A 20,514-nucleotide genomic window follows, 5' to 3' on the forward strand; every position below is an offset into this window, starting at 1 on the left:
AAGAGACTGTTTCGCAGCGGGAATATCGTCGCCCATAGCGCGCGACCCATGCCGCATGAGCGAACCAAGTCGCCCCGCTTCGGGACCTCGTCAGGCGAGTTCGGCGGCAGGCGGCGGCGCGGCCTCGGGGGCGGAGACGGCCTCATGGCCCAGATTGCTCTGAACCTCGCGCTCATATTCCCCGACGCGCTGCACGTTATGCATGATCCGCGTGAACCAGCGCATCGCATCGGTCGCCTGAAACGTCTCCTGCATCGTATAAAGCCCGACATGCTCGCCAAGCAGAAGCCCGCGCCGGTGCCGCGCGAAGCGATGGGCGACCGGCGCGGCCATCAGCGCCATGCGCGCCCCGATCTGCGGCAGATCGAGCGGACGGTCAGGCGACAGGCAGGCGGCGAACCATTGCGCGGGCCGCGGCGTGATCTTTCCGCGCAGAAGGATCGCGATATAGCCGCGAGGTTCGGCCTGCTCCACCAGCCGCATCAGATGGTCGGCCTGATGCATCAGGGCTGCGAAGGCGGCGGCCTCGGTGGGCTTGTCGCGCGGGACCGAAATCTGCGCCATGTAATCCTTCAGCTCATCGAGCGCGATCCCGACCCGCGGGCCCAATGCCGACATCCGCCGCAGATCGCGCGCGGGGCCGATGGCCAGCGAATAGGCCGAGAAGACCTCGCGCGCGGCCCAGATCACCATCGCATGGGCGGATTGCATCGCCGCGCCCTCGTCGCTCAGCAGGTGGCGGTCGAGTTCCGGCGGTGCGCGCCCGCCCAGATCGGGGCGCAGTTTGGCGACGAGCGTCGCGAATTGGCGCGTGACGGGCAGAAAGGCGAGCGTCCCCAGCAGGTTGAACCCGGTGTGAAACAGCACCAGCGCGGTATCCACCCCGGTGCGTGCGGCAAGCGCCTCCAGCGGGCCCGCGATCAGCTGTAGCAGGGGAAAGGCGATCACCATCGTCCCGCAGTTGAACAGCAGGTTCGCAATCGCCGTCTGCTGCATCGCCCGCGATCCCCCGAAAGCGGCGATCAGCGCAGTGAAGGTGGTGCCGAGGTTCATCCCGATCACCGCCGCCGCAGCCTGGATCAGCGGCAGCGCGTCGTTGCTGACCAGCACCAGAACCACCGCGATCGCCGCCGAGGAGGATTGCATCACCACCGTGACCGCGAGCCCCAGCGCCGCCATCGCGAGCAAGCCGCCCACTCCGGTACCGGGGATGCGCTCCACCGTGATCCAGTCCGCCGCCCCCGACATGCCCTGCTGCATCATGTCGAGCCCGATGAAGAGCAGGCAGAAGCCCGCAAGCACGCGCCCGATGCGCGCCGCACGACCATGCGAGAGAAACAGCGTCAGGCTCGCGAAGAACAACAGCCCCATGGCCACCGCGCCGAGCTTCAACTTGAAGCCCACCAGCGACACGATCCAGCCGGTGACGGTGGTGCCGATATTGGCGCCGTAGATCACGCCGAGCGCCTGCGTGAAGCTCAGCAGCCCCGCGCCGACGAAGCCGACCGTCATCACCGTGGTCGCTGAGGAAGACTGGATCACTGCCGTCGTGACCAAGCCGCTCGCCACACCCTTGAGCGGCGTGGTGGTGAACCGTGCCAGCAGGCGGCGCAGGTTCGCGCCTGCCGCTTCGCGCAGCGCCTCGGTCATTATCTTCATGCCGAGCAGGAACAACCCGATTCCGCCCAGTGCCGACAGTGTCTCCGACATGGTTCTCCACCCTTCGCCGTCGAGAATGCGACCATGCGATACGGAATTCAAGCGCTGGCAAGAACGCCGTGCAAAGCCCTGTTTTACCAGATGAAACCGGTTTTGTCTGCCCTGTGCGATCAGCCCTCCGGGCCGTTTGAGGATGACAGCCTAGCCGCGGGCGATGAATTCGAAGGAGAACTTCATTCCCGGCTTCGGCGGGGGCGGGAACGGCGCGGCGCGGCGGACGTGGTCGAGCGCTGCCGCATCGAGCCCCGAGGAGCCGGAGCCGCGCAGGATGCGCACCGTGCTCAGCCGCCCGTTCGCGGAGATCACGAAGCCGACCACGGCGCGCCCCCGGCCCTGCCCGCGTCGCTTCGGCGTGGACTGGATTTTGCGGATCACCGAGGCCGCGTATTGCCGGGGCGATTGGCCGGACCGGGCCGCGCTGGGGGCCTTGGCGGGCTGGCCTTTATCGGCGGTGTTGCGCGCCTTGGCCGCGCCATGCGAGGTGCCGCGCCGGGCGTCGCGGGCGGCATTTCCCGCGTTGCTTGGGGGGGCTGGTTTCGCTTCGCTTTGCGCCTGCCTGCGCGGCTTGGTGGCCCGCTGCGGCGCGGGGCGTTCGGGGCGCGCCTCGGGGCGCTGACTTTGCTGCGGGGCGAGCGTGCTCTGGGCGCGCAGGGTCTCGCGCGTGGGGGCGACGGCGGCGAGGCGGTCCGGCGCTGTGGGCGCGGACGGGGGTGCCGCATTGGGCATTGCGGGCGTCTCCGGCTGCACCGGGCGCGTGGCCTCTCGGGCAATCGGTTCGGCGCGCTCCGGCACAACCGGCGTGGTCCGCCCGGCCGCGAGATCGGCGAAATCATTGCCCAGAAGCGGCGCCTCCTGCGCGGCCTGCCCGCCTGCGGGCGGCAGCTCCGGCGCGGCGACGGGCGTCTGCGCCAGCCCCAGCGCGTGCAGCCCGGCCGAGACCGCAAGCGCCGCGCAGGCGATGAGCGCGCCCCGGTTCATGGCGTCTCTCCCCGTTCGGCCACGAGGCGGATACCCTGCGCCCCCGCCGCGCTGAGATCGCGGGCCAGCGCCACGAGCGCGGGTGCGGGGGCTGCGCGATCGGGCAGGATGCGGGCCACGCCGCCTGCCTCGGGCGGAAGCTGCGCGATGAAGGCGGCCGCATCCGCGACGCCCTCGGGCCAGAGAATCTCGCCCTGCGCATTCAGCGCCACCCGGCCCGGCTCGGGCGCGCGAGCGCCTTCCGGCAAAGTGACAAGCTGCAGATCGGCGGGCGGGCGCGCGGCGAGCGTGCCGGCCACGAGGAAGAAGGCCAGCAGCAGGAAGACCACGTTGATCAGGGTCAGGATCGGCTCGCTCCGCCGGCGGGTGAAACGCGTGCTCATCCCAGCACCTCCGCCTGCAGCCCCGGCACCGCGCGCAGCCGCACCAGCAGATCGGCCAGCCGCTGGCTCGACGTGTCAGGCTCGAGGCTGACCAGCAGGCGCGGCGGGGTCTGTGCGAAGTCATCCCTCAAGGTCTCTTCCAGCGCTTCCAAGTCCAGCGGTTCGCCGTTCAGGCTGAGCCGCTCGGGTCCGAGCTTGAGGAAAGCCAGCTTGCTCTCGGTCGCAGCCGCGCCCCCCGCCCCGCGCGCCGCGATCGGCAGTTCGGTCATGCGCGAAAAGCTCGAGGCCAGCATGAAGAACATCAGCAGCAGGAAGATCACGTCGATCAGCGAGGTCATCGACAGGCTGCGGCGGCGAAGCGGCTTGCGCATGTCATTCCCCGGCGGTTTGCACGGTGCGATTGAGTTCGGCCCGGGCAGGTGCGCTCTCGGGCAGCGCGGGGCCGCAGAGCGCCTCGATCATCAGCGCCGCAGTTTGGCTTTCACGGGCGATGCGGCTCTCGACGAAGGAGAGAAACAGCGAGACCGGCATCGCGATCCCGAGGCCGAGCGCGGTGGTCAGAAGCGCGACCCAGATGCCGCCCGCAAGCTGCGCCGGATCGACCGAAGCGCCTGCGCTCTGCAGGGTCTGGAAGGCTTCGATCATGCCCAGAACCGTACCGAACAGGCCCAGAAGCGGCGCGGTCTGCGCGATGGCATCCAGCAGTCGCATCCCCGCCTCGCTGCGGGCGGCTTGGATTTCGGTCTCGGTCTGCAAGCGGGTCCGCAGCGCCTGCGGCTCGGGCGCCGCCATCGCGCGGCGGGTCAGTTCCACCAGCGGGCCACGAGCTTGCGCGAGGCTCTGGCGCGCCGCCCCGCGCTGGCCCGCCTGCCACAGATCGAGCGCGGCCTCCAACCGCGCGTGAGCCCCGATCCGCAGGCTCGCCAGATGCCAGAGCTTCCACAGCACCGCCGCCCCGGCGATCACCGAAACACACAGCAGGAGCGCCACGACCCAGCCGCCGAGCGCCACGAAATCGTTCAAACCCTGTTGGATTGCCGCAATAGAGATCATCCCGTCACCTCCGTTCCGTCGACGCGCGAGCCGGTTTCCAGAGCGTCCGCGCAGGCCGCCTCGTCCGCGCCCTCGCAGGTCTCGACGCCATTGATCAGGATCTGGCCAAGCGCCTCGCAGCGCAGCCCGGCCAGATCGAATTGCCGCACGCGGGGTTTGCCCGCGGGCAGGTCGCGGAAATCGAGGAGCAACAGCCGCTCGACCGCGCCCGCGCGGGTGAAGATCACGGCCTCCACCACCAGCGCGTCGAGATCGCTCCCCAGCCCGTTCTCGGCCAGAAGACTCAACCGGCAGGCGTTTTCGGCCTCGGTTGCCCCGGCCAGCGTCAAGCTGAGCCGGGGCGCGCCCTGCGCGGAGATGCCATGAGGGAGGCACGCGCAAAGCAGTGTCAGAAGCGCCGCCCTCACCATGTGAAGGCCTTGGCGACAGAGAGTTTCACGTTCCGGCCCGGCGCGTTGTCGAGCGAGAGGTTGTTGCGATACGCGCGGTCGAAGACGTTCTCGACCGTCAGGTTCACCTCGATCCCGGCGAGCCGTTCGGGCTGCCAGCTGACGAACAGATCATGCGTGGCGTAGCCCGGCGCGGAGGTCGAGGTGGACGCCGTCTCGATCCCGCTGAAGCCCTGCACGCGCCAGCCCGCGCGCACGCCCTGACCGGGGAATTTCGCCCCCAGCGTCAGCGCGATATTCTCGGCGGGCGTGTCGGTGAGGGTCTGGCCCGTCGCCTCGTCTTTCGACTTCACTTTGGAATAGGCGAGCTGCCCGAACCAGCGATCGGCCTCGTAGGACGCCTCGATCTCGCCGCCCCAGATTTTCGCGGAATCGACATTGCGGAAATAGGGCACGCCGACCGAGCCGGAGGGGTTGGCCGCGATCAGATCGGTCAGGTCGTTGTGGAACAGCGTGGCTTTGGCGGAAAGGCTGTCGCCTTCCGAGATGAGGCCCGAGGTCTGATAGGTCACGCCCAGCTCGACGGTGGTGGCTTTCTCCTTGTCGAGATTGAGGCTCGCGGTGCGGCCCGCCGCCCCGATCCCGTCGGTCTGATAGAGCTCGTCCAGCGTCGGCATCCGCTCGGTGCGCGCGAGCGAGCCGAAGACGCCCCAAGTGTCGTTGAACTGATAGAGCGCCGCGATCTTGGGCGAGATCGCCGTGCCGTCCTGATCGGTGCCGCCTTGCGCTGCCGCCGCCGCATCGGGCGAGAGCCATGCCCGGTCCACGCGCAGGCCCGGCGTGATCGTCAGCTTGTCGTTCCAGACGAATTCGCCCTGCACGTAGAGGCCCAGCTTGTCCTCGGTGCCGCCGGGGTGGAAGGCGGGCTCGCCCACCGAGGAATTCGCGTAGCGGTTCTGATGCGAGAGCTGCGTGCCGAAGGTGAGGTAATTCTCCCACGCGCCGCGCGACATCTCGACAGTGTTCTCGAGCTTGAGCGCGGTGGTCTCATAGCTCGCCGTATTCGGGCAGAGCACCGAGAAACGGCCCGCCGAACACATCATCCCGAGCGAGAAATTGTCCCGCTCCGTCGAGGTTTTCGAGTAGCTCAGCTGCGCTTCGAGATCGAGCCACGGGTTGCCCACGCCCTCATTCGCGTAGGTCAGGCTGAGCGTGTCGTCGATCGCATGCAGATCCGAGGTGCCGAAAGCCGAGGCCAGCGACCCGCCGGTCTGCGCGACAGCCGCATCCTTCAGGTCGCTATCGGTGCGCGAGGCGGAAAACGTCAGGCGCTGATCGCGGTTCTCGCCGAAATAGTAGTTCGACTTCAGCAGCGCCGACCAGCGATCGCCTGCGGTGGCCGGGATCGTCTCGCCCGCACCGTCTTCCATGTCGTCGGACGAGCCCTGCGAATAGCTGAACAGCATATCCGCATCTTCGCCCAGCTTCTGGGCATAGGTGAGCGTGCCGATCTTGCCGTCGCCATTGCTGTCATAAGCGCCCTTGAGCCGCACCGCGCCGGTCTGCCCCGCGGGGATGAAATCGGTGGCGTCCTTGGTGGTGAAATTCACCACGCCGCCGATCGCGCCCGAGCCATACATCGTGGACGAGGCCGGACCGCGCAGCACTTCGACACGCTTGTAAAGCTCGGGATCGCCGAAGAAGGAGCCGGTGCGATATTGCTCGAAAAATTTCACCGCGCCGTCGACGGTGATGATGATGCGGTTCTGGCTGCCGGTCTGCTCGGCATTGCCGATGCCGCGGATGTTGAAGGCCTGCCCCAGCATCCGCGCCGAAGCGCCCGCCGCCTGCACGCCCGGCACATCGGCAAACAGATCGCCCATCGTGCGCGGCTGTTCCTCGTCGAGGTCCTGCTGGTCGATCACCGTCACCGCCTGTGGCGTGTCGATCGCCACTTTCGGCGTACCCCAGCCATAGATCAGGCGGCCCAGCATCGTGTAGCCGTCATCGGTCCCGCTCTGCTGTGCGAGTACCGGACCTGCGGCGGCGATCAGCGCGAGGCTGGTAACTGTCGTGAAAAGCCGCATCCGCGCGGCGCGAGGCGTCGTAGCCATGATTGTCCCCTTCGTGGTCTGCATGGGGCTGGCGTGACGCTGGCAGCGCAGAAACTGTCTTGATTTCGATGATTTGACCAGCTAGAGAATCCGACAAAAGTAGTCAAGTATATTCCTGAGATATATTTGATCCCATCCGCGCCCAGCCCGAGGCTTCGCCCTCTCGCCAGATTCGCGCCCCTTGCGAAAACGACGAGAGGACTCCCCATGCCCGCAGACGGCACCCTGCCCCAACAGCTTTCCCCCGAAGGTATCCGCGCGCTCCGCGCCGAGCGCCCCGAGATGCGCGCGCGCGATTTCGCCTCGCAGCATGGCATCGCGGAGGCCGAACTGGTCGCCGCCCAGATCGGCACGACCGCCACCGCAATCGAAGCCCATCCCGATGCGATCATGCCGCGCCTGACCGCGCTTGGCGACGTGATGGCGCTGACCCGCAACGAGAGCTGCGTGATCGAGCGGCGCGGCACTTACGAAGACTATCACTCGGGCGCGCATGCGCAGATGGTGCTCGGCAAGGAGATCGACCTGCGTCTTTTCGCGCAGCACTGGGCCCATGCCTTCGCGCTGGAGGATGGCGAGAAACGCTCGATCCAGGTGTTCGACCGGGCGGGCGATGCGATCCACAAGGTGCATCTGAAACCCGAGAGCGACGTGGCGGCCTTCCACGCGCTCGTCGCAGAGCTGCGCCTGCCCGAACAGTCGGACCAGCTCGACCTTGCGCCCCGCGCTCAGGTCGAGGCCGCGAAATCGCTGCCTGAGAAGGCGGAGACCCTGCGCGCGGAATGGGACAAGCTGACCGACACGCATCAGTTCCTGCGGCTGGTCTCGAAGCTGAAGATGAACCGGCTCGGGGCCTACCGCATCGCGGGCGCGCCCTATGCGACCGAGATGTCCCCCGATGCGGTCGAGGCGCTGCTCAATCGCTGCGCTACTGATCAGACGCCGCTGATGATCTTCGTCGGCAATGCGGGCTGCATCGAGATCCATGGCGGCACGATCGAGACGGTGAAGCCGATGGGCCCGTGGATCAACGTGCTCGACCCGCGCTTCAACCTGCATCTGCGCGGCGATCACATCGCCGAGGTCTGGCTGGTCGACAAGCCGACGAAGAACGGCCCCGCGCTCAGTCTCGAGGCCTTCGACAAGCACGGCGCGCTGATCACGCAGATCTTCGCCTCGCGCAAGGATGGCGGCGTCGAGGCGTTCAACGCGACGATCCGCGCATTGCCGCGCCGGGAGGGGCAGGCATGAAGCGCCTTGCCCTGATCGCAGCCCTTCTCACCGCCGGACCCGCACTGGCAGAGCCCGCCCGCGTGATCTCGCTCGGCGGGGCCGTGACCGAGATCGTCGCGGCGCTTGGCGCGCAAGACCGGCTCGTCGCGCGCGACACCACCTCGCAATATCCCGCGACCATCACCGAGCTGCCCGATGTGGGCTATGTCCGCGCGCTCTCGGCGGAAGGCGTGCTGGCGCTCGACCCCGACCTGATCCTCGCCGAAGCCACGGCAGGGCCGCCCGAGGCAGTCGAGACGCTGAAGGCGGCGGGCGTCGATTTCGTCGCGCTGCCGGGCGATCCCAGCGTGCAGGGCGTGCGCGAGAAGATCGCGGTCGTGGGCGCCGCGCTTGATCGCGAAGAGGCGACGGAGCGACTGACCGCAAGGTTCGACGCCGAGATGGACACGGTGCGCAAATCGGCGGGCGCTGTCGCCACGCCCAAGCGGGTGCTCTTCGTGCTGTCCCTGCAGAACGGCCGCGTCATGGCAGGCGGCGAAGGCTCCTCGGCGGAGGCGATCATCGAGCTTGCGGGCGGGGTGAATGCCGCGACAGGCTTCGCCGGATACAAGCCCGTCACCGACGAAGCGATCCTCGCCGCCGATCCGGATGTGATTCTGACGATGGATCGCGAGGGCGAGATGGCGGTGACCGAGCGAGATATCCTTACCCATCCTGCGCTGGGGCAGACCCGCGCGGCCAGAAAGGGCGCGCTGGTCGCGATGGACGGGATGCTGCTTCTGGGCTTCGGACCGCGCACGCCGCAGGCCGCGCAAGCTCTGCATGCCGCGCTTTATCCCGAGGCGGAGGGCTGAGGCGATGGCGATGACCTCCCTCGCCCTGCCCGACGCCATTCGCAGCCCCTGCGCGCCGCTGCGGCTCGGGCTGATCGCCTTGCTGGTGATCGCGGCGACCCTGTCGCTCGGGACCGGGGCGGCGGGGGTCTCGCTGCCGCAGGTTCTGGGCCAGTGGCTGACGGGCGCGGAAATCTCGACCCGCGACCGGGTGGTGCTGCTCGACATTAGGCTGCCGCGGCTGGTGATGGGGCTGATGGTCGGGGCGGCGCTCGCAGTGGCGGGCGCGGTGATGCAGGGGCTGTTTCGCAACCCTCTCGCCGATCCCGGCATCATCGGCGTCGGCGCGGGCGCGGGCCTCGGCGCCGTCGCGATGATCGTGCTGAGCGGCTTTCTCCCCGCCGCCATTGCCGCCTTCTTCGGCACATGGCTGGTGCCGGTTGCGGCCTTCGGCGGGGCGTGGACGGCCACGCTGCTGCTCTATCGGGTTGCCAGCCGGGGCGGTCAGGTCTCCATCGCGACGCTGCTTCTGGCCGGGATCGCGCTGGCCGCGCTGGCGGGCGCACTGACCGGCATCCTGACCTATCTCGCCGATGACACGCAGCTGCGCGATCTGACCTTTTGGGGCATGGGCTCGCTGGCTGGCGCGAGCGATATGAAGCTGCTCGTGGGCGGGCTGCTGATCGGGCCTGCGCTGATCCTCGTGCCGCGCCTCGCACGCGGGCTAAACGCGCTGGCACTGGGCGAGGCGACGGCGGCGCATATGGGCCACGATATCGAGCGGCTCAAACATCGCGCGGTGATCGGCGTCGCGGCGCTGGCGGGGGCGGCGGTCGCGATGGCGGGCGGGATCGGTTTCGTGGGCATCGTGGTGCCGCATCTGCTGCGCATCGCGGGCGGGCCGGATCACAAGACGCTGCTGGTGGATGCGGCTCTCCTCGGCGCGGCGCTTCTGGTGCTGGCCGATCTGATCGCGCGGCTGGTGGTCGCACCTGCGGAACTGCCCATCGGGATCGTCACCGCCATTCTGGGCGCGCCGGTCTTCCTGTGGATCCTGATCCGCCGTCAGGGATTGGGAGGGGTCTGAACATGCTGGAGATTTCCGATCTGCATGTCGCGCGGGGGCGTAGCGACGTGTTGCAGGGCCTCTCGCTGACCGCCAAACCGGGGGCGGTGACCGTGATCCTCGGCCCGAACGGCTCGGGCAAATCCACGCTGGTGCAAGCGGCCTCGGGGGCGCTGCCCTATCGCGGGCGGATCACGCTGCAAGGCCATGAGATCGCGAAGACGCCCGCCTGGCGGCTGGCCGCGCTGCGCGCGGTGCTGGAGCAATCCAATAGCGTCGCCTTTCCTTTCACCGTGGCCGAGGTCGTGGGGATGGGGCTGCATGCCGGGATCGAGGCCGATCACCCCGAAATCGTGGCCGCCGCTTTGGCCGAGGTCGGGCTGAGCGATCTGGCCCATCGCCCGATCCAGTCGCTCTCGGGCGGCCAGCAGGCGCGCGCCCATCTGGCGCGGGTCCGGGCGCAGGTCTGGCAACCGGTCAGCCACGCGGGCCCCCGCTGGCTTCTGGTCGACGAGCCGGTGGCGAGCCTCGATATCGCGCATCAGCTCGAGGTGATGGCGATCCTGCGCCGCTTCGCCGATGCGGGCGGCGGCGTGGTCGCGGTGATGCATGACCTCAACCTCTCGGCGCAGTTGGCGGACGAGATGGTGCTGATACGCGAGGGCCGGATCGAGGCGCATGGGCCGCCCGAGGCAGTGATGCGCGGGCCGGTCCTCAGTCGCACCTATGGATGCGAGTTGCAGGTGGGCGCGGCGGCCTCGGACGGGCTTTGGGTTCTGCCGCAATTCGCGCGACCAGCCTGAACCCGCGCGCCGCCCTATCATCCGTTTCGCACAGAAGTCCGAGTATTCGCACCGCCACAAGCGCGCTATGCTCGCGTGGGCGCCGCATCGCGCGCGGCGCCGGATCAGGCAGGACCACGGCATGACCCAATCCTTGAACCGCCTCGTCGAGCGGCAAATTCAGAAGGCTCTCGCGGAGGGACAGTTGAGCGGGCTTTCCGGCGAGGGCAAGCCGCTTCCGGATCGCTCGGGCGAGGCGTTCACCGATATGGCGACGGCCGTGGCGTCGCGCATCATGGCCGAAGCCGGCGCGCTGCCCGAGGAGTTCAAGCTCAAGAAGCTGCTGGAGGCCGCCATAGAGAGCTACCGGGAGGCGGAGGGAGACGATGCCAAGCGCGTCGCGATGGCGCTGATCGCCGATCTGGAGCAGCGCTACAACATCGCGGTGGAGGCGCGGCGGCGGTTCATGGCCCCTTAGCCGGTGGCGAGCGTTCGAGGCTCGATCCGCTTGACCCAGAACAAGGAAATCCGCGCGAAAAAGAGTGACGGTGACGCGTTTCCTGACGTCACGCTCCAAGGTCATCCCAATGTCTGCTGCACGCGAACACCCGACCCCGACATCAACGGCGCGCGCCCTGCTCGCCTTTCTCGCGCTGACCTTCGCGATCACCTGGGGCGTGATCGGCAGCTACATCTTCTGGCCTGACGCCATGGCCGCGCGGTTCGGCCAGATCAGCGGCTCCCACCCGCTCTTCTTTCTGGCCACCTGGGCCCCGGCCATCGCGGCCTTCACGCTGGTCGTGGCCTCCGCCGGGATTGGCGGCTTGCGCAGGTTCCTGTCGCGGCTTCTGATCTGGCGCTGCCCCGCGCCGTGGTGGGGCTTCATCCTGCTCGTGATCCCGCTCGTCTTCATGGCGGGCTCGCTGATCAAGGGCGGCCCCCTGCTTGCGCCGATGCCGCCCGAGGGCGTGGGCGCGATGGTCAGCGTGATGTTCATGATGCTGCTTCTCGGCCCGATCGAGGAATTCGGCTGGCGCGGCGTCGCGCAACCGCTTTTGCAGCGCCATGTCGCGCCGTTCTGGGCGGGCGTGCTGATCGGCGCGATCTGGGGTGTCTGGCACCTGCCCGCCTTCTACCTCGCCGGGGTGGTCTTCGCGCAATGGAGCTTCCTGCCCTTCTTCATCGGCAATATCACCCTCGCGGTTCTGGTCACGCCGATCTTCAACGCGGCGCGGGGCAGCCTGCTGTTGCCGATGCTGTTCCACTGGCAGCTCATCAACCCGTTCTGGCCGGATGCGCAGCCTTGGGACACGTGGATTCTAGTGGGCGTCGCCGCGATCGTCGTCTGGTGGAAGCGCGACATGATGTTCACGCGTGAAGGCGCCGTGACCGAAGTGATCCCCGGCGAAGTGCGGCCATGAGACACGGGTAGGCGCTGTTACCTGGGAAAGCGGATGTCGGTGACATCGGCGATGTAGAACGGGAAATAGGCCTCACTCTCGAAGTCGTTACCCGCCTCCACATGGGTCGGCAGCCGAAAGCCCTCGACCTCGAGAAACTCCGAGAGATAGCCGCCGAAGGGCTGAAGCCGGTGGCGCTTTTGCGGGTTCGCATTGCTCCAGCGCTGGAAGCTGACCTGCTCGGGGCGGCCATCCGCGGCGACGGTGAGGTCGACCGACTGCTCCAGCCGGTCATGGCGCATCGTCATCCGGGCGATGTTCGTGGAGACCGGCTCCCACCTCACATTCGGGCCCGGCAACACTGCGGCGGGCGTCCAGAACACCGCCTCAGCCACGTAGCGCCCGAAGGCGGAGCGTTTGTGATCCGCGCTGCCGCCGAACCGGGCCACGGGGGCGAGGCCCGCGATCCAGAACCGGGTCCATTTCGCGCTGTCGGAGCCGCTGAGACGCATCCCGCCGGAGCCGCCCGACATCGCCCAGACGAAGCCTTGCGGCGCGGCGAGCACCTGCGTGGCGCGCATCGGCATGTAGCCGGGGGCGGATTTGACGCCCATGCCGAACTGCCCCTGCATCTCCAGCCGGGCGACGGTGTAGAGCGGCGTCCCCTCCGCGATGGCGAAGATGAAAAACCGGCGCGCGGGCTCGGGAATATCGGCGACCATATCGGCGGAGAAGCGCGGCGGATCGGTGGGTTGGAACCCACTCAGGCGGGCCATCTCGGCCCGGTCTGCCCGCAGGTCGAGACGTCGCCTTGCGAAAAGGCCGAAAAGACCGATGGCGACGATGGCCAGAACCCAAAGAGCCATGCAGTTTCCCTACCTTTCCACGCTCAAGCGACGACGCGGCACGCGCCACCGCCTGAGGCGGATGATAGCATAAAGCGATCAGCGCGGGGCACTCCCTCTGACGGCTGCGCCTCGGTCGCACGGCTCATCGAAGAGATCGAACCACGCCTCGGAGGCGGTCGCGCGCGGGATCGGGGCGCGCCGGGTGTGCCGCTGGCAAAGCGCCTCTTCCAGCTCGGAAATCTCCGCGCTTTTGAGAAAACGGTAGGGAAAGAACGGGTCGGTTCGGGGGCGGGACGCCATGAGGGCTCCTTTCACGAAAGGCCCCGACGCGAGCGGGCGCCGGGGACAGGGGGAATTCGGGATCAGCCGGGCAGACGCCGGCGCGCGCGCGTCCGCAGCAGCCCCTCGTAGCGGCCCAGCTCGTCCTTCAGACGCAGGCGGCGCCGCTTGAGCCGTTGCAGAACGCTCATGTCGCGCCAGGCCCGCTTCTGCTCCTGCGCCACACGCGCATCGAGGTCGCGATGCCGCGCCCGCAGGGCCGCGATACGGGCCGTGATGGCTGCATGGGTCCGATCCGAAAGGCTCATCTCTAAACTCCTGTAAAGATTGGGTTACACTCGTGCCGAGGGGGGACCCTCGCGGGGAGACGGCGGGGGGACACATTCCGCCGCCTCTGTCGTTCGCGCTCCCTGTAGGCCCCCTCGACAGTTCAGAGTTGGGGTTGCGGCCGGGTAAGCTCAATCCTAACTATCCTGAAGTTATGATCGGAAATTCCTATGGATAAACCGCGCCTGCCGACCCTGCGCCAACTCGAATATTTCCGCGCCCTCGCGGATTCCGGAAACTTTCGCAAAGCGGCCGAACGTGTCGGCGTCAGCCAGCCCTCGCTGAGCCAGCAGATCGTCAATCTCGAAGATACGCTCGGCGCGGCCCTCGTCGAACGCGGACGCAGCGGCGCGGTGCTGACCGCTGCCGGGCGCGAGGTGCGCGCGCGTATCGATGGTATTCTCGACGAGGTCGCAGCCCTTGCGGGGCTCGCCGAGCACACGCGGGCGGGGCTTGCCGGGACCTATCGGCTCGGGGCATCCGCGACATTCGGGCCTTATCTCCTGCCGAGCGTGGTGCGACGGCTTCACGCCGACCACCCCGAGCTGCGCCTGTTCATCCGAGACGGGCAGCCGAGCGCCCTGCTCGACGATCTGCGCGCGGGCCAGCTCGATCTGGTCCTGACGCAGCTGCCGGTGCTCTCGTCGGATTTCACCGTCACCCGCCTGTTCCGCGAACCGCTCCAGCTTGCCGTCGCCGGGGATCATCGCCTTGCGGAGAAGACAAACGTCGAGGATACCGATCTCGCGGGCGAGACGCTGCTCGTTCTGTCGAACGGGTTTTCGCTGCATGCCCAGCTTGTCGAGCTGGCGCGCGAGATGAAAACCACCCTGCGGCAGGATTACGAGGGCAGCAGCCTCGATGCGCTCCGCCAGATGGTTGCGATGAATATGGGCATCACGCTCCTGCCCGCGCTCTATGCCCATTCGGAGGTCGAGCAGGCCGGGCGGGATATCGCCCTCGTGCCGTTTCGGCGCGGGCGGGTGATGCGCTCCATCGGGCTGGTGACCCGGCGCAGCGCGCGCATTCCGCCGGTCTTCGCCGAGGTGATCCGCGAGGTCGTGCGCACAGACTTCGCCAAGGTGCTTCATCCCGAGAGCTGATTGCCGGGGCGCGAAGGAGACGGGACGGGGTCACGCGTCCGTGAAATTGCAGTTCCGGCCCCCTGCCCTTATCGTGCCGCGGCAACCGCCGAGCAGGCGCGCAGGACTGGCCCCATGGGAAATCCCCGACTGGCCCTGTCGCACCGGCAGACCACGAAGACAGACTGGCCGCGACCGCCGCGCCGAGACGCGCGGCCCGACAGGCAGCAAGACAGGAAGGCCCCTTCATGACCAAAACCGCCCTCATCACCGGAGCCACCGCAGGGTTCGGCGACGCCATCGCCCGCCGTTTCGCCCATGAGGGCTGGAAGGTCATCGTGACCGGGCGCCGTCAGGAACGGCTCGACGCGCTGGTCGAGGCACTCGGCGGACCGGAGGTCGCGCATCCCCTGTGTTTCGACATTCGCGACGAGGCGGCGACGCGTGCCGCGCTCGACAGCCTGCCCGAAGGCTTCGCGCAGATCGATGCGCTGATCAACAATGCGGGCCTCGCGCGCGGCACCGCGCCTGCGCAGGACTGCGATCTGGATGACTGGCGCGCGATGATCGACACCAATATCACCGGGCTCGCGGTGATGACGCGGCTCACGCTGGATCGGCTGATCGCGCGCCGGGGGCTGATCGTGAACCTCGCCTCGATCGCGGCGAACTGGCCCTATCCGGGCGGCAATGTCTATGGCGGCACGAAAGCCTTCGTGCAGCAGTTCTCGCTCGGGCTGCGCTCGGACCTGTCGGGCACCGGCGTGCGCGTGACCTCGATCGAGCCGGGCCTGTCGGAGAGCGAATTCACCCTCGTGCGCACCGGTGGCGACAAGGCGGCCTATGACAAGCTCTATGCCGGGGCCGATCCGCTGCAGCCCGAGGATATCGCCGAGAGCATCTACTGGGTCGCCGCCCTGCCCGCGCATGTGAACATCAACTCGATCGAGATCATGCCGGTGAGCCAGAGCTGGGCGCCGTTCCAGATCCACCGCGACTGAAGTTACGCGGGGCCGATCACAGATAGACCGAGAGGCCCCGCCACCCTGCCAGCACCGCCGAGATCGCCATCACCGCAATCGCGATCTTGCGGTATTGCGCATGATCGAGCCGCGCGAAAGCCGCCGTGCCCGCCCAGGTGCCCAGCGCCATCGGCGGCACGGAAATCGCGGTCAGCCAGAGCACCTCCCCGTCAATCGCGCCCGCGAGCCACAGCCCCGGCACCGCGATCACCGCAGCCACGAAGAAGAACAGCAGCAATGAGGCGCGCGTCTGCGCAGGCGGCGTGCCCGCGCCGAGGTAATAGACCACAGCGGGCGGCCCGGGCATGGCGGCCAGACCCGAAAACGCCCCCGAGGCCACGCCCGCCAGCAGCGCGAGCCCCGAATGCGGCTGCGCCGCCGCGGGCTTGTAGCGCAGCAGCATCGCGAGCCCTCCTAGCACCAGCACCGCAATCGCCATCCGCGCGGCATCGGGGCTGAGCGCGCTGAGCGCCCAGATCCCCAGCGGCGTGCCGATCAGCGACCCCGCGCAGAGCCGCAGCAGCGAAGGCCGATGCACAGCCCCGCGCAACTTCACCAGATCGTGCAGACCCACGACCACCTGCAACAGCACCGCCATCGCGACCGCCTCCAGAGGCGGGATGAACAGCGACAGGATCGGCACGGCGGCGATCGCAAAGCCGAACCCCGCCATGCCGCGCAGCACCGCCGCATAGGCCACGGCGAGGATCACATAGAGGGTCGTGGCGTCGAACATCATCGGCTCCGTCAGGGTCTTTCCCTCGCCCTAACTCGCCGCCTGCGCGCCCGATTGGTCCAGAGCGGCATTTTCGTTGGGGCCAGAGGTGCCCTCTTGCGCCAGCCGCGCCGCGATCTCGCCCAAGAGGCGCATCCCCGGCACGATGGCTTCGGTCTGGATCAGCGACAGGCCGAGCCGGATGAAGCGCCCCGCCTGTTCAGGGGCCACGAAAGGATCGCCGTTTTCGAGCAAGATGCCCTCCGCCCCCGCCGCTGCGATCAACGCACGCCCGTCGACGCCCTCGGGCAGCTCCAGCCAGACCGAAGAGCCGCCATGACACGGATCGGGCGCACGGAAGCCGGGCAGCAGATCGGGCAGATGTTCCATCACGCGATACCAGCGGTCGGCATGGGCCGCGCGCAGCTTGCGCAGCAGCGACAGGTAATGTCCCTCGGCCAGAAAGATCGCGGCCGTGCGCTGGTTGTTGAGCGGCACCGAGCGATGCACCAGCCGCCGCAGCCAGCGCGCCTCTTTCACCAGCGGCTCGGGGGCCACCAGAAAGCCCAAGCGCACCCCCGGCGCGAGCGTCTTGGACAGCGTACCGAGATAGATCACCCGCCCGTCCCTGTCGCGCGATTTCAGCGCCGGTTCGCGGGCGAAGGCGACCTCGCCCTCGTAGTCGTCCTCGATGATCAGGAAATCGTCTTGCGAGGCCCGCGCGAGGATTTCGTCGCGGCGCGGCCCCGGCATCATCACCATCGAGGGGCAATGCGCGCCCGGCGTCAGCAGCGCCAGATCGAGCCCCTGCCCCGAGACGATCCGCGCGCCTTTCTCGTCGATCGGCAGCGGCACGCTCTGCGCGCCGGACATCTCGAAGATGAAGCGCGAATCCGGATAGCCCGGCATCTCGCAGCCCACGCGCTTGCCCGCCCCCGCCAGAAGCTGCGCGAGCAGGTAGAACCCCTCCTGCGCGCCGAGCGTGATCAGGATCTCCTCGGGCCGCGCATAGATGCCGCGCTCGGGCAGGATGCGGGTTCGGATCTGCTCGATCAGCATCGGATCGTCATCGACCGCGCGATCCGCCGCCCACCAGTCGAGCGATGCCCGCCCCAACGTGTCGCGCGAGGAATTGCGCCACGCGTTGAGCGGGAACAGCCGCGGGTCGACCTGCCCGAAGATGAACGGATAGGGATAATCCTGCCAGTTCAGCGGCTTGCGGATATGGTTGAGCTGCGACGGCGTCACCCCGATGCGCGCGTTCCAATCGACCACGGAGGCGCCTGCGACGCTCTGGCCCTTTCCCTGCCCGCGGGTGGCGACGAACAGCCCGCGGCGCGGCTGCGCCTCGAGATAGCCGCGCGCGACCAGCTCGTCATAGACGGCGGTGGCGGTGTTGCGCGCGATGCCCAGCTTCTCGGCCAGCGCGCGCGAGGACAGCACCTTCTGCCCCGGCGCCATCTTGCCCGCGTGAATCGCCGCGATCAGGGCCTGACGCAGCTGGCTTTGCAGCGGCTCGGGGCTGTTGCGGTCGATCGAGACGGGCAAGCGATCCATGATCTGGCTCCTTGGAATGACCCTCGCATCTGCGCTCTGGCCCCATCGGAGAGCAAGGTCGAGCGGTCCAGATGCCGCCCGTTCTTCGGCAAATGCCCATTTTCCGGTCATCTGCCCGGCTCAGGGCTTAAAACCTCTGCCCGAAATGCACCAAACCCGAAATCTGGCCCCATCGGAATTGGCGCTCTGGCCCTCACATGCTGCACCGCGGAAAGGCTTGATGGGCGCCGAACCCAAAGGAAAGGGAAACCCCGATGGACGGTCAGTTCAACGATATCAGCGCCACGGTCGAAGCCGACCGCGCCCATGTCTGGCACCACCTGTTCCAGCACGCCGCACTGGACCACCGCGATCCGCGCATCCTTGTCGAGGGCAAGGGCATGACGGTCTGGGATCAGAATGGTCGCGACTATCTCGATGCGGTCTCGGGCGGCGTGTGGACGGTCAATGTCGGCTATGGCCGCGAGAGTATCGCCAATGCCGTGCGCGATCAGCTTCTGAAGATGAACTATTTCGCAGGTTCGGCGGGTACGATCCCGGCGGCGCAATTCGCCGCCCGTCTGGTCGAGAAGACGCCGGGCCTGAGCCGCGTCTTCTTCGCCAACTCGGGTTCCGAGGCGAATGAGAAAGCCTTCAAGATGGTGCGCCAGATCGCGCACAAGCATCATGGCGGCAAGAAGTGGAAGATCCTCTACCGCGAGCGCGACTATCACGGCACCTCGCTGGGCGCGATGGCGGCCTGCGGTCAGGAACAGCGCCGCGACCAGTATGGCCCCTTCCCCGACGGGTTCGTCGCCGTGCCGCATTGCCTCGAATATCGCGCGCAATGGGATGACAAAGATTACGGCGTGCGCGCCGCGAACGCGATCGAAGAGGTCATCCTGCGCGAAGGCCCCGACACGGTGGGCGCGATCTGCCTCGAGCCGATCACGGCAGGCGGCGGCGTCATCACCCCGCCCGCGGGCTATTGGGAACGCGTGCAGGAAATCTGCACCAAATACGACATCCTGATCCATATGGACGAGGTCGTCTGCGGCATGGGCCGCACCGGCGAATGGTTCGGCTACCAGCATTACGGCATCAAGCCCGATTTCGTGACCACCGCGAAGGGGCTGGCCTCGGGCTATGCCGCGATTTCGTGCCTGATCACCACCGAGGACGTGTTCGAGAAGTTCCGCTCCGACCCCGACGATCCGATGAGCTATTTCCGCGACATCTCAACCTTCGGCGGCTGCACGGCAGGCCCGGCGGCGGCGCTGGAAAACATGCGCATCATCGAGGACGAGAACCTGCTCGCGAACACCAAGGCGATGAGCGATCTGCTGATGGACCGCCTGATGGAGTTGAAGGACAAGCACGCCGTCGTGGGCGATGTGCGCGGCAAGGGCCTGTTCTGCGGGCTGGAACTGGTCGCGGATCGCACGACCAAAGAGCCGCTCGACGAGAAGCTCGTCGAAGGCGTGGTTGGTGCCTGCGATGCCGAGGGCGTGATCATCGGCAAGACCTCGCGCTCGTTCAAGGGCTTCAACAACACGCTGTGCCTGAGCCCCGCGCTGATCGTCGGCCCCTCCGAGATCGCCCGGATCACCGAGACGCTCGACCGGGCGCTGGCCAAGTTCAGCGCCTGACAGAAGATCACCGATGGCCCGGGCGGGTAACCGCCCCGGCCACTCCCCGAAAGAGGCCGCAAACGGCCCGAAATCCAACAGACGAGGATAGACATGTTCAAGAAAACCGCCCGTTACGCGACGCTCGCGCTGATCGGCCTTCTGCCGATGGCCACGGCCGCCTCGGCCGAAACGCTGATCATCGGTAATTTCGGGACGCCGATCCCGATGATGACCAAGGTCAACACCGAGGGATACGCGAAGGCGATGGGCTACGATGTCGAGTGGCGCAAATTCGCCTCGGGCACCGATGTGATCGCGGCGATGGCTTCGGGCGACGTGAAGCTCGCGGCGCTCGGCTCCTCGCCCTTCGCAATCGCGGCCAGCCAGGGCGTTCCGATCAAGCTGTTCATGATCGGCGACGTGATCGGTCAGGCCGAGAGCCTGATCGCGCATGATGGCTCGGGGATTTCGTCGCTGGCCGACCTCAAGGGCAAGCGCGTCGCCGTGCCGGTCGGCTCGACCGCACACTTTTCGCTCACCGGCGCGCTCAAGCATGAGGGCATCTCGGAAAGCGACCTGACCATCCTGTCGATGTCGCCCGATCAGATCGCCGCCGCGTGGGAGCAGAACGCCATCGACGCCGCGTGGATCTGGGATCCGGTGCAGTCGCAGCTGCTGAAATCGGGCACCCGGATCATGGGCGCGGACGAGACCGCGAAATGGGGCTACCCCACCTTTGACGGCTGGGTCGTCAACAGCCAGTGGGCCGAGGAACACCCCGAAGCCGTCGCAGGCTTCGTGAAGGTCACTGCCGAGGCCGACGCCGCCTATATCGACAACAAGGACGCCTGGACCGCCGACAGCGACGAGGTGAAAGAGATCGCAACGAATACCGGTGCGGACGCAGCACAGGTTCCGGGTATCCTCGGCGGCTACACCTTCCTCAAGCCCGCCGATCAGGTCGGCTCCGACTGGCTGGGTGGTGCGATGGCCCCCGCGATCAAATCGACCGCCGAATTCCTGAAGGAAGCGGGCCGGATCGACTCGGTGGCAGATGACTACTCGCAGTTCATCACGCTCAAGCCGCTGCAAGACGCGATGGGCGAGTAACGACACGCCCCAGC

General features: G+C 67.6%; 22 protein-coding genes. 10 read left to right on the forward strand and 12 right to left on the reverse strand.

What is annotated here, in order from left to right:
- Positions 1-90 precede the first annotated feature (90 nt).
- The 7 genes from AC2TZ7_RS15295 to AC2TZ7_RS15325 all read right to left on the reverse strand — a co-directional run bounded on the left by AC2TZ7_RS15295 (position 91) and on the right by AC2TZ7_RS15325 (position 6,636).
- On the reverse strand, positions 91-1,710 hold the full coding sequence (locus AC2TZ7_RS15295) for a Na/Pi cotransporter family protein (RefSeq protein WP_489864881.1): 1,620 nt from the start codon (positions 1,708-1,710) through the stop codon (positions 91-93).
- A 150-nt stretch (positions 1,711-1,860) separates the two neighbouring features.
- Positions 1,861-2,697 (reverse strand): energy transducer TonB, encoded by an 837-nt coding sequence (locus AC2TZ7_RS15300; RefSeq protein ID WP_489864882.1) that lies wholly within the window; start codon positions 2,695-2,697, stop codon positions 1,861-1,863.
- Positions 2,694-3,080: an ExbD/TolR family protein gene (locus AC2TZ7_RS15305; protein ID WP_489864883.1), complete on the reverse strand. Its 387-nt coding sequence runs from the start codon at positions 3,078-3,080 to the stop codon at positions 2,694-2,696. Before AC2TZ7_RS15305 ends, AC2TZ7_RS15300 begins: the two co-directional genes overlap by 4 nt.
- Positions 3,077-3,451, reverse strand: a complete 375-nt coding sequence (locus AC2TZ7_RS15310) for an ExbD/TolR family protein (RefSeq protein WP_489864884.1) — start codon at positions 3,449-3,451, stop codon at positions 3,077-3,079. The genes AC2TZ7_RS15305 and AC2TZ7_RS15310 overlap by 4 nt, the downstream gene beginning before the upstream one ends.
- A gap of 1 nt (position 3,452) precedes the next feature.
- Positions 3,453-4,133: a MotA/TolQ/ExbB proton channel family protein gene (locus AC2TZ7_RS15315; protein ID WP_489864885.1), complete on the reverse strand. Its 681-nt coding sequence runs from the start codon at positions 4,131-4,133 to the stop codon at positions 3,453-3,455.
- Positions 4,130-4,462, reverse strand: coding sequence for a hypothetical protein (locus AC2TZ7_RS15320; RefSeq protein WP_489864886.1), 333 nt, complete (start codon positions 4,460-4,462; stop codon positions 4,130-4,132). Before AC2TZ7_RS15320 ends, AC2TZ7_RS15315 begins: the two co-directional genes overlap by 4 nt.
- Positions 4,463-4,536: 74 nt before the next feature.
- Positions 4,537-6,636, reverse strand: a complete 2,100-nt coding sequence (locus AC2TZ7_RS15325; protein WP_489864887.1) for a TonB-dependent receptor domain-containing protein — start codon at positions 6,634-6,636, stop codon at positions 4,537-4,539.
- Between the two features lie 207 nt (positions 6,637-6,843).
- Between AC2TZ7_RS15325 and AC2TZ7_RS15330 the strand changes: the two genes are divergently transcribed.
- The 6 genes from AC2TZ7_RS15330 to AC2TZ7_RS15355 all read left to right on the forward strand — a co-directional run bounded on the left by AC2TZ7_RS15330 (position 6,844) and on the right by AC2TZ7_RS15355 (position 11,971).
- Positions 6,844-7,887, forward strand: a complete 1,044-nt coding sequence (locus tag AC2TZ7_RS15330; protein WP_489864888.1) for a hemin-degrading factor — start codon at positions 6,844-6,846, stop codon at positions 7,885-7,887.
- Positions 7,884-8,723, forward strand: coding sequence for a heme/hemin ABC transporter substrate-binding protein (locus AC2TZ7_RS15335; protein ID WP_489864889.1), 840 nt, complete (start codon positions 7,884-7,886; stop codon positions 8,721-8,723). Before AC2TZ7_RS15330 ends, AC2TZ7_RS15335 begins: the two co-directional genes overlap by 4 nt.
- A 10-nt stretch (positions 8,724-8,733) precedes the next feature.
- Positions 8,734-9,789, forward strand: coding sequence for a FecCD family ABC transporter permease (locus AC2TZ7_RS15340; RefSeq protein WP_489866824.1), 1,056 nt, complete (start codon positions 8,734-8,736; stop codon positions 9,787-9,789).
- A 2-nt stretch (positions 9,790-9,791) separates the two neighbouring features.
- The gene (locus AC2TZ7_RS15345; protein ID WP_489864890.1) at positions 9,792-10,571 is read left to right on the forward strand and encodes a heme ABC transporter ATP-binding protein; all 780 of its coding nucleotides are present in this window, start codon (positions 9,792-9,794) and stop codon (positions 10,569-10,571) included.
- 121 nt (positions 10,572-10,692) lie between these two features.
- A complete protein-coding gene (locus AC2TZ7_RS15350) occupies positions 10,693-11,028 on the forward strand; it encodes a DnaJ family domain-containing protein (RefSeq protein WP_489864891.1) in 336 nt (111 codons plus the stop codon).
- 109 nt (positions 11,029-11,137) lie between these two features.
- Positions 11,138-11,971, forward strand: coding sequence for a CPBP family glutamic-type intramembrane protease (locus AC2TZ7_RS15355; protein WP_489864892.1), 834 nt, complete (start codon positions 11,138-11,140; stop codon positions 11,969-11,971).
- Positions 11,972-11,988: 17 nt separating this feature from the next.
- On the opposite strand, the gene AC2TZ7_RS15360 is transcribed toward AC2TZ7_RS15355, so the two are convergent.
- The 3 genes from AC2TZ7_RS15360 to AC2TZ7_RS15370 all read right to left on the reverse strand — a co-directional run bounded on the left by AC2TZ7_RS15360 (position 11,989) and on the right by AC2TZ7_RS15370 (position 13,385).
- The gene (locus AC2TZ7_RS15360) at positions 11,989-12,816 is read right to left on the reverse strand and encodes a DUF6544 family protein (RefSeq protein WP_489864893.1); all 828 of its coding nucleotides are present in this window, start codon (positions 12,814-12,816) and stop codon (positions 11,989-11,991) included.
- Positions 12,817-12,894: 78 nt separating this feature from the next.
- Entirely contained in the window at positions 12,895-13,098 is a 204-nt protein-coding gene (locus AC2TZ7_RS15365) for a hypothetical protein (protein ID WP_489864894.1), read from the reverse strand.
- A 62-nt stretch (positions 13,099-13,160) separates the two neighbouring features.
- The gene (locus AC2TZ7_RS15370) at positions 13,161-13,385 is read right to left on the reverse strand and encodes a DUF465 domain-containing protein (protein ID WP_489864895.1); all 225 of its coding nucleotides are present in this window, start codon (positions 13,383-13,385) and stop codon (positions 13,161-13,163) included.
- A 189-nt stretch (positions 13,386-13,574) separates the two neighbouring features.
- Here AC2TZ7_RS15370 and AC2TZ7_RS15375 point away from each other — a divergent pair, with 189 nt between their 5' ends.
- Together AC2TZ7_RS15375 and AC2TZ7_RS15380 are read left to right on the forward strand one after the other, a co-directional pair.
- Positions 13,575-14,507, forward strand: coding sequence for a hydrogen peroxide-inducible genes activator (locus AC2TZ7_RS15375; protein WP_489864896.1), 933 nt, complete (start codon positions 13,575-13,577; stop codon positions 14,505-14,507).
- Positions 14,508-14,734: 227 nt separating this feature from the next.
- On the forward strand, positions 14,735-15,487 hold the full coding sequence (locus AC2TZ7_RS15380) for an SDR family oxidoreductase (RefSeq protein ID WP_078606190.1): 753 nt from the start codon (positions 14,735-14,737) through the stop codon (positions 15,485-15,487).
- Positions 15,488-15,503: 16 nt separating this feature from the next.
- Here AC2TZ7_RS15380 and AC2TZ7_RS15385 read toward each other — a convergent pair whose 3' ends face one another.
- Together AC2TZ7_RS15385 and AC2TZ7_RS15390 are read right to left on the reverse strand one after the other, a co-directional pair.
- Entirely contained in the window at positions 15,504-16,244 is a 741-nt protein-coding gene (locus AC2TZ7_RS15385; RefSeq protein ID WP_489864897.1) for a sulfite exporter TauE/SafE family protein, read from the reverse strand.
- Between the two features lie 30 nt (positions 16,245-16,274).
- Positions 16,275-17,780: an aminotransferase-like domain-containing protein gene (locus AC2TZ7_RS15390; RefSeq protein ID WP_489864898.1), complete on the reverse strand. Its 1,506-nt coding sequence runs from the start codon at positions 17,778-17,780 to the stop codon at positions 16,275-16,277.
- Between the two features lie 254 nt (positions 17,781-18,034).
- Between AC2TZ7_RS15390 and AC2TZ7_RS15395 the strand changes: the two genes are divergently transcribed.
- Positions 18,035-19,408: an aminotransferase family protein gene (locus tag AC2TZ7_RS15395; protein ID WP_489864899.1), complete on the forward strand. Its 1,374-nt coding sequence runs from the start codon at positions 18,035-18,037 to the stop codon at positions 19,406-19,408.
- Positions 19,409-19,501: 93 nt separating this feature from the next.
- Positions 19,502-20,500, forward strand: coding sequence for a taurine ABC transporter substrate-binding protein (gene tauA / locus AC2TZ7_RS15400; protein ID WP_489864900.1), 999 nt, complete (start codon positions 19,502-19,504; stop codon positions 20,498-20,500).
- The last annotated feature ends 14 nt before the right edge of the window (positions 20,501-20,514 follow it).

It is taken from the genome of Thioclava sp. ISO4, from assembly GCF_058105145.1.